The sequence below is a fragment of the Coleofasciculus sp. D1-CHI-01 genome, assembly GCF_040218875.1.
GTDB lineage: Bacteria > Cyanobacteriota > Cyanobacteriia > Cyanobacteriales > Coleofasciculaceae > Coleofasciculus.
Genome location: NZ_JAVJQP010000088.1, coordinates 72,218 through 88,991 on the forward strand (window position 1 = coordinate 72,218; position 16,774 = coordinate 88,991).

The 16,774-nt window shown below is 44.9% G+C and carries 16 protein-coding genes; 8 read left to right on the forward strand and 8 right to left on the reverse strand.

The window, feature by feature from the left end; translation table 11 throughout:
* Positions 1-98: 98 nt before the first annotated feature.
* The 6 genes from RIB93_RS16100 to RIB93_RS16125 all read right to left on the reverse strand — a co-directional run bounded on the left by RIB93_RS16100 (position 99) and on the right by RIB93_RS16125 (position 5,834).
* Complete coding sequence (locus RIB93_RS16100) at positions 99-803, reverse strand: hypothetical protein (protein WP_446373746.1); 705 nt, start codon at positions 801-803, stop codon at positions 99-101.
* Positions 804-864: 61 nt separating this feature from the next.
* Complete coding sequence (locus RIB93_RS16105) at positions 865-1,134, reverse strand: DUF6658 family protein (protein WP_446373747.1); 270 nt, start codon at positions 1,132-1,134, stop codon at positions 865-867.
* Positions 1,135-1,339: 205 nt separating this feature from the next.
* Complete coding sequence (locus tag RIB93_RS16110; protein ID WP_446373748.1) at positions 1,340-2,674, reverse strand: hypothetical protein; 1,335 nt, start codon at positions 2,672-2,674, stop codon at positions 1,340-1,342.
* A 397-nt stretch (positions 2,675-3,071) separates the two neighbouring features.
* Positions 3,072-4,046 (reverse strand): M48 family metallopeptidase, encoded by a 975-nt coding sequence (locus RIB93_RS16115; RefSeq protein ID WP_446373749.1) that lies wholly within the window; start codon positions 4,044-4,046, stop codon positions 3,072-3,074.
* A gap of 85 nt (positions 4,047-4,131) precedes the next feature.
* On the reverse strand, positions 4,132-5,334 hold the full coding sequence (locus tag RIB93_RS16120; RefSeq protein WP_446373750.1) for an argininosuccinate synthase: 1,203 nt from the start codon (positions 5,332-5,334) through the stop codon (positions 4,132-4,134).
* Between the two features lie 185 nt (positions 5,335-5,519).
* Entirely contained in the window at positions 5,520-5,834 is a 315-nt protein-coding gene (locus RIB93_RS16125) for a hypothetical protein (protein ID WP_446373751.1), read from the reverse strand.
* On the opposite strand from RIB93_RS16125, the gene RIB93_RS16130 reads away from it, so the two are divergent.
* The 6 genes from RIB93_RS16130 (at position 5,818) to RIB93_RS16155 (ending at position 12,008) form a co-directional block, all read left to right on the forward strand.
* On the forward strand, positions 5,818-7,821 hold the full coding sequence (locus RIB93_RS16130; RefSeq protein ID WP_446373752.1) for an adenylate/guanylate cyclase domain-containing protein: 2,004 nt from the start codon (positions 5,818-5,820) through the stop codon (positions 7,819-7,821). The two genes, RIB93_RS16125 and RIB93_RS16130, sit on opposite strands and share 17 nt — an antisense overlap.
* Before the next feature lie 210 nt (positions 7,822-8,031).
* Entirely contained in the window at positions 8,032-8,877 is an 846-nt protein-coding gene (locus RIB93_RS16135) for a DUF4382 domain-containing protein (protein WP_446373753.1), read from the forward strand.
* Between the two features lie 166 nt (positions 8,878-9,043).
* Positions 9,044-9,487: a carboxypeptidase regulatory-like domain-containing protein gene (locus RIB93_RS16140; RefSeq protein WP_446373754.1), complete on the forward strand. Its 444-nt coding sequence runs from the start codon at positions 9,044-9,046 to the stop codon at positions 9,485-9,487.
* 274 nt (positions 9,488-9,761) lie between these two features.
* The gene (gene cbiM / locus RIB93_RS16145; RefSeq protein WP_446373755.1) at positions 9,762-10,400 is read left to right on the forward strand and encodes a cobalt transporter CbiM; all 639 of its coding nucleotides are present in this window, start codon (positions 9,762-9,764) and stop codon (positions 10,398-10,400) included.
* Complete coding sequence (gene cbiQ / locus RIB93_RS16150) at positions 10,400-11,185, forward strand: cobalt ECF transporter T component CbiQ (RefSeq protein WP_446373756.1); 786 nt, start codon at positions 10,400-10,402, stop codon at positions 11,183-11,185. Before cbiM ends, cbiQ begins: the two co-directional genes overlap by 1 nt.
* A 52-nt stretch (positions 11,186-11,237) precedes the next feature.
* Positions 11,238-12,008 (forward strand): energy-coupling factor ABC transporter ATP-binding protein, encoded by a 771-nt coding sequence (locus RIB93_RS16155; RefSeq protein ID WP_446373757.1) that lies wholly within the window; start codon positions 11,238-11,240, stop codon positions 12,006-12,008.
* A 605-nt stretch (positions 12,009-12,613) separates the two neighbouring features.
* On the opposite strand, the gene RIB93_RS16160 is transcribed toward RIB93_RS16155, so the two are convergent.
* Positions 12,614-13,570 carry a choice-of-anchor A family protein gene (locus tag RIB93_RS16160; RefSeq protein WP_446373758.1) on the reverse strand — a complete coding sequence of 319 codons (957 nt, stop codon included), beginning with the start codon at positions 13,568-13,570 and terminating at the stop codon, positions 12,614-12,616.
* Between the two features lie 763 nt (positions 13,571-14,333).
* Positions 14,334-15,269, reverse strand: a complete 936-nt coding sequence (locus RIB93_RS16165; protein WP_446373759.1) for a glycosyltransferase family 2 protein — start codon at positions 15,267-15,269, stop codon at positions 14,334-14,336.
* A 597-nt stretch (positions 15,270-15,866) separates the two neighbouring features.
* On the opposite strand from RIB93_RS16165, the gene rpmF reads away from it, so the two are divergent.
* Both rpmF and RIB93_RS16175 read left to right on the forward strand, forming a co-directional pair.
* Positions 15,867-16,040: a 50S ribosomal protein L32 gene (gene rpmF / locus RIB93_RS16170; protein WP_006101025.1), complete on the forward strand. Its 174-nt coding sequence runs from the start codon at positions 15,867-15,869 to the stop codon at positions 16,038-16,040.
* Positions 16,041-16,160: 120 nt separating this feature from the next.
* Complete coding sequence (locus tag RIB93_RS16175) at positions 16,161-16,754, forward strand: sulfite oxidase-like oxidoreductase (RefSeq protein WP_446373760.1); 594 nt, start codon at positions 16,161-16,163, stop codon at positions 16,752-16,754.
* Positions 16,755-16,774: the final 20 nt, after the last annotated feature.

Below are 16,774 nucleotides of genomic sequence, written 5' to 3' on the forward strand. Positions count from 1 at the left end.
ACTACCGTACCCTTTTTATGCTGTTCAGGGTTCATTGCTATTAACAATTAGCCCTAAACCTCTATACTAATAGACAATTTATGTCAAGAGTTCCGACTCTAGTCAATCGCATCCGCCGTATCTTCTAATGCTCGCTGCGCTGATTTACTGGCTTTACTTGCTTTATCTTGCACAACATCGGCTGTATCTTCTGCGGCGCGTTTCGTCTTTTTGGCTATATTTTCACCCGTCTCTTGTACCTTGTCTTTCGTGTCTGCGGCTGAACGTTTGGCAGACTTAGCTACATCTTCAGCAACATCTTCAGTTTTTTCCTTTGCCTCTTTTGCCGAACGCTTGGCAGACTTGCTTACATCTTCAGCCGCATCTGTTGTATTGTCTTTGAGATTTTCAACACCCCTCTGAGTTCCCTCAGTCACACCCTCAGTGAGATTAGTAGCTGACTCTTTCACATCTTTGCCGAGTCGCTCAACTCGTTTATTCAGCGGCGCTCCTTCTTGATAATTCTCGATAAACTTTTCAGGAGTATCCGCCTTCTTCTCTAGATTTTTCTCTGCGTTTTTAATTAATTTGTCCGCATTATCCTTTGCCTGACGAGACGTTTTCGGAGAATCAATCCCCTGATAGTCCTTCGCTCCGCCTGTAGGCGTGAGAACTTCAGTAACATTTTTGGTTACATCGTCAGCCGTCTTCGCTGATACTCCACTATTGCATCCTGTACTGATGAATACAAAGATACCCGCTAAAGCCACGGTTAATAATTGAGTAAACCGTTTATTTTTTAGCCAATCTATCATTCTGCTCATAAAAAAATCTCCTTACTTTTATTGTCAGTGAATTATCCTAAGTCTAAAGCCGTCACCGTTCTCAGCTTAATCGAGCTAATTCAGGTTGCTCTACCGAGTTGTTTGATACGTTTAACCTACGGCTGACATCAGGATTTAGAGACATATTGTTCTCTGTGTAACTGTCTCCCCCCTTCTTGTAGGGGTTATTCGTACCTCCAGCTTGAACCGGAGGATTTTCTGGACGCCCACTGTCTACCACTGTACTACTACACGCCGTACCAATCAGTAGCATCACGCAGGCTAAAGCCAGTGTTAATATCTGTCGCCAAATCTCAGTCAGTCGTTTCACGCTATACTCCTAAGCGATATGCACCTCACGATTGCCTAGCTTATCACTATCCAGGCGATCGCTATCTCTAGCCAAGGTGACATTCTACTTTATCCTGGAAGCGACTCGTCTCTAACTGAAGACAGAGAAAAATCATTTGCACTCTTCAGGAGCGTCTCTTCTCTTCTGCCCCCCTGCACCCCATCTAAACCGAAAACTTCTCGATCTACTGATTTTCGGGTTTCTCTTCCAAATTAACATAGTCCCGAAGCTGAGAAAACACTCGGTAAGCATCTAGCTGAAATTCGGAACTTGTAGTATTATCCATTTTGATCAGATTATATTGGACATTTTCCGTATGAATGGCAAAGGTAATTTTAAACACTTCAAAAAATGTAATCACCCAACGACAGTCCTCTTCCGAATAATTGGTGTAATATTGAATTAATTTAGCAATGCAAGTTTCTAGATGATTACGCGAGTTCGGACAAATCATAATGATTTTCAGCAAGAGCATCGCTAAGGTTAAGTGATGACCTTGAGACATGAGTAAAATAAACAGGGGTGACGGCTCATCCTGATTTTCAGTGGTTAAATATTCAATTAAGCGGTTACAGGTTCTCAGGAGTAATGCCGCCTCTATGGTTGTATCATGGTAATCTTTGTAGAGATCATTTAATTTCTCAGTTAAGGTTTGATTTAAGGATTTAACTAGCTCTTTCTTTTTAACCGAAAATATCAGATAGTTTTGTAAACTTTTCTTAAATCGTTTATAGTTAAAATCTTTGGTTTGTTCTAAAAATATATTAGCGACATTTTTATAGTTAAACATTCCATGCTTAACTACGATTTTTTTAATTAGATCAACAACTTTATCCCCTAAACCTGTAGGATTATTGTAAATAGGTTTCCGACAAATTGCGGATTTAGAGTGCGCCGTATACATTGCCAAATCAAACTTGAACTGATCTTTGAGTTTTTTTGACAAGATTCTCGCCGCTTCACGTTGCTCCACGGGGTTGTTCAGATTTGTATACTGGGGAACGAGTAGATAAGAGATATAACGGTTACTCCAATGACCTGGATCTGAAGTTACTTGTTGAGTAATAAATAATTGAAGTTCGTGATAGTCTTGACTGTTAATGAAATTTAACAGCCATGCTCTTTGACGGCTTAATGTTTGCGATAATGTTTTTCGCGTCAGTTTTACATCAGAAAATAGGGATACTAAGTCTTGGCTAGCCGTAAAATTTCTTGAGATGTACCAATTATTAATAACAATATAACAGGAACGTTTAAGGGTATTTGTAAATTCTTTTTCATCGTTAGCAAAAAGTATTTCTGATAAAGCGTTAATCGCTTCTGGATTACCTTCTGATGCATTGTAGTCAATAAATAACCATTTAAATTCTTGCAAAACGGTTTCTGGCGGTTGCTGTTTAACCGTATCTAGCAAAAATTGATAGATAACATCCTGTGCCTGCTGAAGAGGGAATCCTAGCTGGTTGGATTGAGTACGAGACTCAGTATGACGAGTATCTAAGATAACTTCCCTGATCATGAAAATCCAAGAGGACGCTCACGCCCTTACTGAAGGTCTAATAGTAGCAAGTTGATGACACCCTGCGTCAAGGCTACCGCTCATCGACGTGTTCAGCTTGACGACCTCACAATTGATATTGACATAAATTCATCATATATATTTTCGCGAAAATATATAGGGGTTGCTGAATAAGTCTTGTGGTGAGGCGAGGGAACAGGGAACGGGGAACAGGGAACAGTAAAGAATGTCCTCAATACTGTTCGGTTAAGGGGAGCGGGGGAAGCAGGGGGAGCGGGGGAAGCAGGGGAAGCATGTAGAGACGTTGCATGCAACGTCTCTTAGCAGGGGGAGAATAATGCTTAAGTCAGCGAGGCGAACGTTTATAGCGAAGACAGCGCTTACTACATACAAACCTTTAAGACTGATCCGACTCAGATTTCATCCGGTTAATTTCCCGTTGTAATTCTTCGAGTTGACGCTGTAATCGTTGGGCTTCCTGGTTTTGCTGCGCTTGGGATGGCACATTGACTGATCCTTCGTCGGTTACTCGTCGATAATTGCCCTGACGAATTTGACGATAGTCTTCTGATTTGACCCAATCTCGCAGATAGCGCAAGCGTTCAACCGGAAAAGGATGGGTAAGAAACGAACCATTCCCACCGTTGTATAATAAAAACTTATAAACTTGATTAAGACTATCTTGGTCAAGGTCTTGAAATCGATCGGATTGGCGGATAAATTCATCAAGGCTGCACTCATGACCATAAACATGAGAACCCCCCGATAGTTTCATCATTGTTTTCATGACGATATTGATATCATCGATGACCAATAAAGCCGCCCGATCTGACGATAACTCTGCTTTCCGCCGCCATTCATAAAAGGCAAAGAGTAAACCACTGGTGACAATATTGCCGATACCAAAGGTTAAATCTCCCAGAAATGCCGCCGCACCCATCGCCCAGATTCCCATCTGAATTAAAATCGTGTGACCGCATTTGATATGTCCCAGTTCATGTGCCAACACGGTGCGAATTTCGACTTCAGTGAGTAAGTCTAATAATCCTGTGTTCAACACGATATAGGGATGATCCTGTCCTAAGGCATAACTGTTCACTTGGGGATTTTGACTGACAAATAGGGTGGGTTCGGGATGGATATCTAAATCCCGTACACATTCGCGAAATAAGCTGTAAATTGTGGAATATTGGCGCGGTCCCACCTGGATACTGTTGCCCATCAGATAGACGAATTGGGGACGTTCGTAGATAAATTCGACGAATTTGCGGGCAACTAGGTTAAATCCAGGAACACTCCGTAGGGCATCCTCAGCTTGTTGGTCAAGAGGGTGTCGGAAGGCGTCGCTAGAAATTCCAGGATAGGTGGGCATAGGGACGTTGAGGCTGAAACGTGAAAGTTTGTCTTTCTATCCTAGCGATTTGTAGAGACGTTGCATGCAACGTCTCTACTGGCATTTAACCTCTAGTTTTGGCTGACCAAACGCGAGTGGGTAATCCCCAAATGTAGATAAAGCCTTCAGCGGCTTTGTGATCAAACTGATCTTCAGAGGTATAGGTTGCCAGTTCTGGGGTATAGAGGGAATTGCTAGACGCTCGTCCGACAATCGTGGCATTCCCTTTAAAGAATTTCACCCGCACGCTTCCGGAGACTTGCTCCTGAGTTTGTTGAATGAACGCATCTAGAGCATCTTTTAGGGGAGAGTACCATAACCCCTGGTAAATAAGCTGGCTATAGGTGTCTTCAATCCCTCGCTTATACTGGCTGACATCAGATGTCAACGTGAGGCTTTCTAAGTCCCGATGGGCATGGATTAAGGTTAACAGAGCCGGAACTTCATAAATCTCTCTAGATTTAATGCCGACAACCCGATTCTCAATCATATCAATCCGCCCCACCCCATGATTTCCGGCGACTTGGTTAAGCTGAGTAATCAGGGCGACGGGTTCAAGGGCTTGACCATTTAACGAGATCGGAAGTCCTCGCTCAAAGCCAATATCCACGTATTCTGGATCATTGGGAGTATCCGCGATCGCTTTGGTCATCAGATAGATTTCTTCCGGCGGTTCAGCCATGGGATCTTCGAGAATCCCCGCCTCAATACTGCGACCCAGCAAATTCCGGTCAATACTATAAGGAGACGACTTTTTCACTGGAGAGGGAATCCCGAACCGTTCCCCATACGCGATCGTATCTTCCCGGCTCAACCCCCACTCCCTGGCGGGTGCGAGAACTTTCAAGTTGGGGTCGAGCGCCGTAATCGACACATCAAACCGCACCTGGTCATTCCCTTTACCTGTGCAACCGTGAGCCACGGCATCTGCACCATACTTGTGGGCAGCTTCGACCAATAATTTAGCAATCAGCGGACGCGCTAGCGCCGTGGACAAGGGATAGCGATTTTCATACAGCGCATTTGCCTGAATCGCGGGAAAGGCATAATCGGTGACAAACCGTTCAGTCGCGTCCGCCACCAGAGACTCGGCTGCGCCCGATGTCAAGGCTTTTTCTTTGATCGGTTCTAACTCATCACCTTGACCTAAATCGGCGGCTAGCGTGATCACCTCCTTCACACCCCATTCCTCTTTGAGATAAGGGATACAAACGGAAGTATCGACGCCACCTGAGTAGGCTAGTACAACTTTTTCAGCACGACCCATGAATTTCTCACCCTGGGAAACAACCAGGACATCATTGTGACAGATCCCGTCTCTAAATCAAAGATTATGAGACGCACCATGGCGTGTCTATTCATTCGAGGAAGCATGACCTCAGCCTATTCGAGTGGAGGGGAGAGTGAGTAATTACTCTTCAGAATCCCCCGCATTCTATGCGCGGGGAGTCGTCAAGGCTTAACATAGAACGTCCATGGTAAGGGTTGATCAAAATCAACGCCGGATTCTCCGTCTGTCGCTATCATGGAATTCACTTCTAAGACAGACTGATTGGATGAGCTAGCCACACCCACACGCTTACTTAGTGCAGGATGAATGGAAATACCTGCTGTAGGGTGAAGCGCTAGCGCCGTTTGGTCTGCTAGGAAGGACATATCGAACCGAACCAGTGCAACGGTGTCAGATTGATTTATTAGGGTAGCATCTGGGCAACTATTCACAGGCAAGCCTGGTCGGTGATGTAAACCGATGTTACCGTCAACCATGACCAATTGGTCAGCTATTTATCCCTATACCCCTCATATCCTGCTTGTCTGGCTGGGGGTTTTTGCCTTAGTCGCCCTACTCACTGGGTTAATCTCCATGGGGATACGTCAGTCCCTCTCACATTTATGTCAACGGTCTAAAGCCTTGACAAATTCCCTCAACTCTGATTCAGAGTTGCGTGCCTTATTTGAGGCGATGACGGAACTAATTTTCGTCAAAGATCGCCAAGGACGTTATCTGAAAATTGTCTCAGCAAATCCAGATTTGTTAGGTCAACCGGTTGAAGCGATGCTGGGCAAAACGGAGTATGATCTTTTGGCGCGATCGCAGGCGGATCAGTTTGTCGGGTATATTCACCAAGCCCTCGATAGCCAACAGACGGTTCAGGTTGAGTATCGTCTCACCTTAACGGATCGAACCGTTTGGTTTTCCGCCAGTATTTCACCCATCTCAAAAGACTCTGTTCTCTGGGTAGCACGGGATATTACCGAGCATAAACAAACCCTGGAAGCCTTGCGAGCCAGTGAAGCACAGTATCGAGATTTAGTCGAAACCCCCAATTGCATTATTTTGCGGTGGGATGTTCAGGGGCAAATTAAATTCATTAATCGTTATGGTCAGACATTTTTTGGCTACGATAACGATCAACTACTCAATTGTTCTCTAGTCGGAACTCTCGTCCCGAATACGCCGCGATCGCAACGGATGCTGTCTGTTTTGATTCGAGCTATCCGCAAACGTCCAGAACGCTATCGGATCAGAACCGTGGAAACCATTCATAAGACGGGGAAAACGGTTTGGGTTACCTGGGCAAATAAACCAATTTTCAATGAGGAGGGTGAATTAATTGAAGTTCTCTCAATTGGCACGGATGTGACAGAACGCAAGCAAGCTGAAGCCGCCTTGAGAGAAAAAGAGGAATATTTACGATTAGTTATCGATAATATCCCGCAACAAGTCTTTTGGAAAGATATCAACTTAGTCTTTCTCGGTTGCAATAAAAAGTGGGCAAAGACAGCCGGGTTAGACAATCCAGAGGTTGTGGTGGGTAAAACAGACTATGATTTACTGCCCAGTCGAGACATTGCTGAACTCTACCGCCAGCAAGATGCGCGGGTGATGAGTCGGAATCAAGCCGAATTTCATGTTGTCGAAACCAAACAAAAACCCCCCGTTGATGGACAAACGGTTTGGCTGGATGTGAGTAAAATTCCCATCCATGATGCCCAAGGTAAAGTCGTTGGCGTTTTAGGGGTATTAGAAGATATCACCCAGCGTATTCAAGTTGAGAAACAGCGCCTCCAAGCGGAAGCTGACTTGCGGGCGGAACAGGAAAAGTCGGAACGCCTGTTATTAAATATTTTGCCAGAGGCGATCGCCGAGCAGTTGAAACAAAATCACAGTACCTTAGGCAAGTACCATGGGGAAGCCCTAATCGCTGAGCAATTCGACGATGTGACGATTTTGTTTGCGGATATTGTTGGGTTTACACCCCTATCAAGCCGAATGCCACCGACGGAATTGGTTCAATTACTCGGAACCATTATCTCCACGTTCGACTTACTGTCTGAGGAGTATGGGTTGGAGAAGATTAAAACCATTGGTGATGCTTATATGGTTGCCTGTGGTCTACCCTTACCCAGATTCGATCATACTGAAGCGATCGCGGATATGGCATTAGAGATGCAACGGGTGATTACTCAATTTCACATGGATACCGGAGAAGCATTTCAACTGCGAATTGGCATTAATACCGGACCGGTGATTGCTGGAGTCATCGGGATGAAAAAGTTTATTTACGATCTGTGGGGAGATACGGTAAATGTCGCCTCGCGGATGGAATCTCAAGGAACTTCTGGGGGAATTCAAGTCACTCAGGCAACTTACGAGCGGTTAAAGGATCAATATGTGTTGGAAAAACGCGGGATTATTGAGGTGAAGGGAAAAGGAGAAATGCTTACCTATTGGCTAACAGGAAAAGCATGAAATAGTTTTGACCCTTCACTGCGGAAAGAGGGCATGGCGTGTGAGTATGTAGGGGCGGGTTTCACTATTAGCGTTCTTACCTGTTCCCCAGAAGATGCCCTCTAGGGGTATTGCGAATTATTACAAAAACTTGTTGGATTTAATTGGGTATAGTATGAAAACCGCCAAAGGTCATCAATGAGGAAACCAATAATCATTTTCACAAGTCTGATGGTTTTGACAACTGGGACGCTAGTTGGCTGTTCCCAGACTGAAACCACCAGCGACACTCAGACACAAACAGAAACTCAGAGTGCAACTCAGGCAAGTCAAGGGAGTGGAACCCTGGAAATCCGGGCGAATGGAGAGGATTTTGTCCGCCAAGGTTTTATATCAAAAGATGGATGGCAAATTGCCTTTGACCATGTTTATGTCAACTTAGCCGATATCACCGCTTATCAAAGTGACCCGCCGTTCAATGCTGAGGCGGGTAGCAAAGTGCAAGCGAAAGAAAAAGTGGTTCTTGACAAAACCCACACCGTTGATTTAGCCGCAGGTGGGGAAGATGCCGAACCGATTCTCGTCGAAGACGTTGCCGATGCCCCTGCCGGACAATATAATGCTTTATCCTGGAAAATGGTCAAAGCTGAAGAGGGACCGGCTGAAGGTCAAACCCTAGTTATGGTAGGGACAGCCGAGAAAGAGGGGCAAACGATTGACTTTACCGTTGCCCTGAATCAGCCCTTAGAATTTGTCTGTGGGGAATTTGTGGGCGACGAACGTAAGGGAATTCTTGCTCAAGGGGATACCGCCGACTTGGAAGCAACGTTCCACTTTGATCACCTCTTTGGTGATGCAGGCGCACCCGCTGATGATGAGATTAATACTGGTGCGTTGGGGTTTGAGCCATTAGCGACTCTAGCCAACGATGGCACACTAGAGTTAGACCAACAGCAGCTAAAGTCAGAACTCTCCCCAGAAGAATACCAGAAACTTCAGGAAATTCTTCCCAGTTTAGGTCACGTTGGTGAGGGTCACTGTGAAGAAATCCAAACTGTTGCCAACGAATCGAGTTAAATTGGTCATTGGTTATTTGTCTTATGTCATTTGGCGATAAGGAAAATTATAACGAATGATAAAGAGTAGTTATGGTTACCAACTGGGTTTCAATCGTTTCTATGACATTAAGAAAATGTGAGCGATGAAGAGGAAATTTTTAGTCCCCCTTATCCTAATGTTAGTGATGAGCTGGTCAGCTAAAGCTACAGCTCATGGTGCCAAGATTAACTATGAAACTACCCAGGCGATTAAAATTGATGCGGCTTTTGATAACGGCGAACCCATGTCCAATGCCCAAGTTACGGTTTACTCTCCCCAAGATCCTTCTACTCCTTGGTTGCAAGGAACCACCGACGAAAAGGGTAGCTTTGTCTTTGCTCCCGATCGCTCACAACCGGGAGAATGGGCAGTTCAGGTTCGCCAAGCGGGTCACGGAGATTTGATTACTATTTCTATGGGTGAGGATCAATCAGCAACAGAGAACACCGCCGATAGTCAAGTGATGAGTATTCAATCCACGAATGACTCCTTCACACCCATCCAAATTGTGGTGATGTCAGTTGCGGTGATCTGGGGTTTTGTCGGTACAGCACTCTATTTTGCCCAAGGAACAAAACAGGCTAAGTAGGTGGTCACAATTAGGTTAGAATTGTTCATTGTTCATTGTCAAAAAATCAACAATTAGATCAGGCGGGTTTTGAACAAATGTTATCATCAATCATGAAACGTAAGTCCATAAACCCGCCCCTACAAGTCAGGGTGGGTTTTGAATAAATGTTATTATCAATTGTGAAACGCAAGTCCCTAAACCCGTCCCGACAAACCCGGTTCTATCGAGGGTTGTGAAGGGTCACGCGCCCTGCCCTCTTGCCGAAGTGAAGGGTCAAAACTACACAAAAATTATGCATATTCCTGATGGCATCCTGCCTGCTTCTGTCTGTATCACAGGTTACGCAGCTACAGGAGGTTTCACTTGGTACTCCCTGCGCCAAATTAACCGAGATCCGAATCCCCAAGAGAATATTCCCAAAGCATCTCTACTCACCGCCGCCTTTTTTGTCGCCTCTTGGATTCATATCCCCATCCCACCAGCGAGTGTCCATTTGATTCTGAATGGGTTGTTAGGCACAATGTTGGGATATTATGCGTTTCCCGCCATTCTCATCGGTTTATTCTTTCAAGCCGTGATGTTTCAGCATGGTGGTTTATCGACTCTAGGAGTAAACGCCACAATGTTTGGCGTTCCGGCAATTTTGGCGTATCACCTATTTCAATTGCGCCTAAAATTCGATAAGGATAATCGAGTGGTGACGGGTATCTTTGCCTTTATCGGAGGTGCGGGAGGTTTGGGGATAGCCACTCTGCTATTTTTCGCTTTAGTGATTACTAATATTCCCGCAACTATAGATGCATCAGCCGAAAAAATGGCAATTTCCGGATTGGTATTGGCTCATATCCCACTCATGGCAATTGAGGGCGCGTTTACGACAGCCGTGGCTCTGTTTTTGAAGCAAGTCAAACCTGAATTGTTGGAGAGTTAATGAAACACGGACTGGATTTTTATGCCAATTTGGACTCTCCGATTCATCGTTGGGAATCCCGTTGTAAACTGATTGGCTTATTTAGCTTAATTTTTGCGTTTTCATTTGTTGAACAGTTAAGTTTACTCCCAGGGATGATCGTTGTGACACTGGTGTATTATTACCTCTCCAGATTACCCTTCTCGTTTTTGCGATCGCGGCTGCGCTACCCCGGTTTTTTTTTGCTGGCGATTACTCTACTTTTACCGTTTAGCGTGGGTAGTACGGTAATTGTTCAGATAGGTATTTTGAGTCTATATCAAGAAGGAGTCGTGGCGCTAGCGCTGATTGCGACTCGATTTTTATCTATTCTCACCGTGAGTTTAATTCTCTTTGGTACAGCCCCGTTTTTGAGTACCGTCAAAGCCATGCGATCGCTGGGACTTCCGGCGGTATTAGCGGATATGACGCTATTGACGTACCGCTATATCGAACAGTTTGGTGAAGATTTAACCAAAATGAAACGGGCGATGCAACTGCGGGGGTTTCGGGCGACTCGTTTCTCGCGCCGCAATCTGAATGTGCTGGCGTCTCTAGTGGGTAGCTTATTGGTTCGTAGTTACAACCAGTCTCAGCAGGTTTATCAAGCGATGATATTGCGAGGGTATGGTTATACTCTGCACCATCGTAAACCGCCTAATCCCAAGAATCGTGTTTCTGGTGGGGATTTAATTAGTTTGGGAATAACTGTTGCGATCGCCCTTGGGTTTGTTGTTGCTGAAATTCTGGTAGAAAGGCAGTCGTAACCGGAAACAATTTCTCCAATCCTTACTAATGACGAATGACAAATGACGAATTATGAGACCACAACAACAACTTGTATCTAACCCAGACAGTGCCAGAGAACCGGCAATCGCGGTTTCTGATTTGAGTTTTTCCTATCCGGACAGACCTGAGGTTTTACAAGGAGCTAATCTTAATATATATCCTGAAGAACGAGTCGGTTTAATTGGACCCAATGGTGCGGGAAAAACAACGCTATTTCTCTCGATTTGCGGTATTTTAACACCAACATCTGGAGATATTGGCTTATTTGGAAACCCCGTTGTTGTGGGTGAGTTTCGCCCAGAAATTGGCTTCGTGTTTCAGAATCCCAACGACCAGTTATTATTACCGTCAGTATGGGAAGATGTCGCCTTTGGTCCACAGAATATGGGCATGTCAGAGGATGAGGTCAATGATCGCGTTCAAGATGCGCTGTCCCTGACAGGTGTGGAAACGCTGGCAGAACGGGTTCCTCACAATCTTTCTGGGGGTGAGAAATGTTTGGTCGCGATCGCGGGGGTGTTAGCTATGCGTCCTCAATTGGTTCTGTACGATGAACCCAGCGCGAACCTAGACATGCGCTATCGTCGTCGTGTGATCAACTTTCTCCAAACCGCCCAGCAAACGATTCTGATTTCCTCCCATGACTTAGAACTGATTATCGAAGTGTGCGATCGCGTGCTTTTACTGGATGAAGGACGAATTATTGCTGATGGAACTCCCCAGCAAGTTATGGCTAATGAATCGTTAATGAACGCTCATGGTTTGGAGATGCCGCACTCCCTGCGTCTTCATCATCAGTAGCGGAAAACTACAGTCTGAAAAACCCCAGTCTGAATTCGCGATCGCGCCCATTTTTATGGATGAAAGCCACACCGGTGAAAGCCCTGTAGGGGCGACCCGCTTAGCTTACAGCGCTTTGCGCTGTAATAAAGTACAGTAGATCAAAGTCCCCCTTCAGATCCCCCTCCCGTCCCCCTACCCCCTTCCGTCCCCCTATTTGATCCCCCTCCCGTCCCCCTATTTGATCCCCCTTCCGTCCCCCTTCAAAAGGGGGAGACCAAAGGATGCTTCGCTTTTTGTTCCATGGGGAAGCCAAAGGATGCTTCGCTTTTGGTTCCATGGGGGATTTAGGGGGATCGACAATGTACCGCATAGCAGAGCAAACTGCTGTAATGAACAACACCAGTCCATTTAATGAAATCGGGTCGCCCTCTCCTTTACCCTCTGTCACAGAAAGTGTATCTTAGGAATCTCATACAAAAATCCCTGACCTAAAGGATTAAGTCAGGGACGATAGTGTGAGGAGTGCATGAAAAAATGGACTTAGGTTAGGTTGGAGTCACTGAGGTGCGATGAAACTATCGTGTTGGTTATCGCACCAATTGCTGAACTCACGTTTGACAGGCTTAAACTTTCTGCTTACCTTTACGGCGAGAAGCAACTCCTAGAGCCGCGACTAATCCTAGTCCAGCTAATGTTGCCGGTTCAGGAACCGTTTCACTGATTGGGTCAGGTAAATCACCGTTGAAGAGATAGTTATTCGATTGTCCCCCTCCTGTTAGTGAAGCGGTAATTAAGTTGCCGTTAATTTGAGCATTGTTAAAGTCGAAAGCAGCGAAAGGCGCTAAAATACTGCCTTGTATTCCGATGCCACTGGCTGACAGCTCCCCAGCTTCATAGAAGTTGTAGATAATGTTCTGTCTCTGATCAATACCACCATTGAAATTGAAGCCAAAATTTTGTAATGATGCGGCGTTTCCACTAATATTCACAATGACAGTCGAACCTGGAGTTACATCAATGTTGAAGCTGCTGGCAGTGCTTAAATCAGAGGCATTGAGATGAAAAATGTTTTCGTCTTCATCTGAACCCGTTAATGTAATTCCACCATGAGCTATTTCTGGTGTACCCGTAGCCTCTAACCCTCCTAAAAATTGAGATAATGCTTGTAATTCCTGACTAGCTGCAGCGAAGTCAATGGGATTATCTTGGCGAAGCGTTCCCCCATCCTCAAGAGTTACATTAGTAAGTTCTCCTGTTTCTCCGTAAACTGCATTGCCTCTAACTTGACCATTTTGAAAGGCTAAATTTTTACCAACAATCAAGACATCACCGTTGTTCCCGTCTTGAGGCAGATTCATTCCTGCATAAAAATCTGATAATGTGACATTTCCGCCAATGGCGACCTTACCCTCAGAATCAGTATTACTTTGATTCACATCGCCTAGCACAAATATATTATAGTCAGAAGCGATTCCGAGATTAATTGCATTAGCCTGGGTAGATAATCCTAGTACCATCGTCGCCGCAATTGATAAGGGAGCTACCAATTGTCTTACGCGCGAAAAAGTTTGATTATTCATCTGTAAAATTCAACTGTGTAAGGAACACTGAGTTTTAGGTATGACTCTTAACTAATTCCGTTGTGTTAGATGTTGAACCTAACCTTTGCTCAGTTGTTTTTATCTTATTCAACAAACTGACTAGATGTCAGTAGAAATGAAGGAAGATCATCAAGTCTTCATGCTTTTGAGTAACTTGATGAAACTAAGATGAAAAGTAGGGGGAGCAGAGGGAGCAGGGGAAGCAGGGGGTGTAGGGGCGGGTTTGACGGATAACTGATGGCGCCAAACCGATAACTTAACTAAAAATATATTCCGCTTCCCTCCCCTCGCAGGGGAGGGCTAGGGAGAGGTCAAACCAAGGTATAGCACTACGCATTAAGGTTAGGACAATACAATGGGGTGAAAAGGCAACAGGCAATAGGCAATAGGCAACAGGGGAATGTCCTAACGTATCCCCGTAGGGCTATATTGCAGATTTTTGAGCTTACCTTGACACCAATGCAAGCCTTGCATCCCCACATAAAAAAATTTACTATTCTCCGAATCGATATATAATCTCTAGACGGAGAATAGTTTATTGATATATTTTTGACTAAATACCAAAGATGGTGTAAGTAGTCGGACAAAAGAAAACGGTGCTGTATTAAGTTTTGTAAACCACCTTTAAACCCTTACTGTTCCCTGTTCCCTGTGGCACACCGAGCGAAGTCGAGGTGTTCCCTGTTCCCTCATCTCAACCGTTAACGTTAATTGTGTCCACCCACTTATGTCTACCTTTATCTCAAGGTTTAATGGTGGAGGCTAATTTCCGTTCCATCGGAGGTAGATGATAATTATTAGATACCTCAGAAGCATTAACATCTGATAGGACAGTCATTGGATGAGCTGGCGACAGATGAGATGGTGGCATTTGCTTCATTTCTTGGACTTTCAGCAAAATTAAGTACTCATAAAATGCTTGTAAGGTACACCAAGCCATTCCTGCTTTGCCATCCAGACAACCACCCAGGAAGAAATACATATAAATCCACCGTAACAGGGGTCTCAAAGGTAAACGCAGGGATAAATCTTTGAGCGCTCGACGCCGTTCAACTTCTGATCGACCAAAGAATAAGTTCCACCAATTGACATTTCCCTGTTCTAACTGACGGACTGTCTCAGCCGCTTCATCGGTGGAGTAGCGATTGTGCTTCTCTATCCAACGACTCAAGCCTTTACTACAGGTATAGTGGGGATAGGTTTCTTGCAGAAAACTGGTTGCTCCATTACAAACTTCCCGTTCTGTGTGACCGTAATCTGTGAACCAAACCTTTCCTTTTTGGAAAAGACGCATTTGGTAACGGGGGTATTGGGTGCTGTGGCGAATCCATTTCCCCATAAACATTACTCGCTCTGCCACATAATAGCCAACCGCATCTGGGCGTTTTATTGCCGCTAAACTCTCTTGAAACAGTTGAGGAGTCATTCGCTCATCTGCTTCTAAGATATAAACCCATTGATACTTTGTGGGAATCGCTTCTAGCATCCAGGTTCGTTGCTTGCCATGACTCTCAAACTGATGTTGCACGACACGAACGGGGTAGCTGGAGGCAATTTCTACAGTACGGTCTGTGCTGTAGGAATCTACCACTATGACATCATCCGATAGCTGGGCTGACTCAATGCAAGCCGCAATATCTATTTCCTCGTTGTGGGTCAGAATGTAGATGGAAAACATAAGTTAAAGAATGAGTGAACGATTAAATGAGTGTTAGCTTCCTTTACATAGACCAGTAATGCTACCTTGGAACTCAAAAGTTATCCTGTAGAGGCAGGTGTAAGCCGTGTAGGACAGCCTCAAACTGATAACTTATCAATAAAACCAGCCCTTAGTCACAAATGAAAAGCTTGCCCTGAGCCTCGTCGAAGGATCAAAAGATTTTTTTTACACTACCTATATTTTGATAGGTTTTCTATCCCTGTGTCTAGGTCTATCCCCAATCTTTGCCTAATCTTTACATTGGCTTACTCAGTCTAACATTTCAGCCAAGTCGCTTCCGCCAGGAAGAGGTCAGCAAATCTCCTTGGGCTATAGAAGACTGATATCATCCCATTTTTGCCTTTGTTACCGGAATTAATGGGTCTAAAGCCCCGTCCTTTAGTGATGCCTTAGCGTTGTGTCGGCAATCGGAGAAGCAACCTAAGAACAGTGAGGTAAGTAGTCGGACAAAAGAAAACAGCACCGTACCACCGATTCTTTTAGGTCGGTGAGGATGTCAACTTGGCTTCATGGCATACAATGGAAAGGCTGTGCAAAATTCGCTAACTGACAACCATGGCTGTACCCAAGAAGAAAACATCAAAGTCAAAACGAGACAAACGTAGAGCTAACTGGAGACGCAAAGCATCATTGGAAGCGGAAAAAGCCCTCTCTCTGGGTAAGGCAGTTTTGAGTGGACGTTCGACGTTTGTCTATCCGACTGAAGAAGAAGAGGAAGAAGAAGCCTAGTGTAGGGTGGCAGGAATTTGTGAACACCTCCGTTCAGGGAGGGGAGATGGGGGAGTAGAGACGTATCAGGCTATGTCTCTACACTCTCTTTTCGGGATGGTTATCTAGACAAGTTGAACTATGATCGGAAAATTTTTCCACAAACCAGAACCAGAACAGAGCGATCGCGTTCCTCCAGGTCAATACCTGACCAAGGGTTTCCCGGTTCTAACTTATGGTGAGACTCCCGAAGTTAACATTGATGACTGGGAATTTCGGGTTTGGGGTTTAGCTACACCCACGACCTGGCGTTGGTCAGATATGATGGCAATGCCTCAACATGATTTCACCAAGGATTTTCATTGTGTGACCCGTTGGTCAAAACTGGATGTGCAATGGACGGGGATTAGGGTAACTGACTTTATGAGTCAGGTTGAACTTGACCCTAAAGCCACCCATGTTATGCAACATTGCTATGGTGGCTATACCACAAATCTGACATTGGATGAGTTTGTACGCGAGGATAACTTTTTTGCTCACACCCTATTCGGTGAACCTTTACCCCCAGAACATGGCGGTCCTCTGCGTTTAGTGGTTCCCCACCTTTACGCTTGGAAAAGTGCTAAGTGGATTAATGGTTTAGAGTTTCTTAACCACGAGGAATCGGGATTCTGGGAACGTAATGGTTATCACCGCCGAGGTGAACCTTGGGCAGAAGAACGGTATAGTTTCTAGTACAAGAAGGCAGAAATAAC

Excerpts from the sequence above, each read along its gene's own strand:
- RIB93_RS16135 (WP_446373753.1), top strand. The coding sequence starts at position 8,032 with ATGGTTTTGACAACTGGGACGCTAGTTGGCTGTTCCCAGACTGAAACC.
- RIB93_RS16175 (WP_446373760.1), top strand. The coding sequence starts at position 16,161 with ATGATCGGAAAATTTTTCCACAAACCAGAACCAGAACAGAGCGATCGC.
- RIB93_RS16110 (WP_446373748.1), bottom strand. The coding sequence starts at position 2,674 with ATGATCAGGGAAGTTATCTTAGATACTCGTCATACTGAGTCTCGTACT.
- RIB93_RS16130 (WP_446373752.1), top strand. The coding sequence starts at position 5,818 with ATGTTACCGTCAACCATGACCAATTGGTCAGCTATTTATCCCTATACC.
- RIB93_RS16100 (WP_446373746.1), bottom strand. The coding sequence starts at position 803 with ATGAGCAGAATGATAGATTGGCTAAAAAATAAACGGTTTACTCAATTA.
- RIB93_RS16140 (WP_446373754.1), top strand. The coding sequence starts at position 9,044 with ATGAGCTGGTCAGCTAAAGCTACAGCTCATGGTGCCAAGATTAACTAT.
- RIB93_RS16120 (WP_446373750.1), bottom strand. The coding sequence starts at position 5,334 with ATGGGTCGTGCTGAAAAAGTTGTACTAGCCTACTCAGGTGGCGTCGAT.
- rpmF (WP_006101025.1), top strand. The coding sequence starts at position 15,867 with ATGGCTGTACCCAAGAAGAAAACATCAAAGTCAAAACGAGACAAACGT.
- RIB93_RS16165 (WP_446373759.1), bottom strand. The coding sequence starts at position 15,269 with ATGTTTTCCATCTACATTCTGACCCACAACGAGGAAATAGATATTGCG.
- RIB93_RS16125 (WP_446373751.1), bottom strand. The coding sequence starts at position 5,834 with ATGGTTGACGGTAACATCGGTTTACATCACCGACCAGGCTTGCCTGTG.
- RIB93_RS16115 (WP_446373749.1), bottom strand. The coding sequence starts at position 4,046 with ATGCCCACCTATCCTGGAATTTCTAGCGACGCCTTCCGACACCCTCTT.
- RIB93_RS16155 (WP_446373757.1), top strand. The coding sequence starts at position 11,238 with ATGAGACCACAACAACAACTTGTATCTAACCCAGACAGTGCCAGAGAA.
- RIB93_RS16160 (WP_446373758.1), bottom strand. The coding sequence starts at position 13,570 with ATGAATAATCAAACTTTTTCGCGCGTAAGACAATTGGTAGCTCCCTTA.
- cbiM (WP_446373755.1), top strand. The coding sequence starts at position 9,762 with ATGCATATTCCTGATGGCATCCTGCCTGCTTCTGTCTGTATCACAGGT.
- cbiQ (WP_446373756.1), top strand. The coding sequence starts at position 10,400 with ATGAAACACGGACTGGATTTTTATGCCAATTTGGACTCTCCGATTCAT.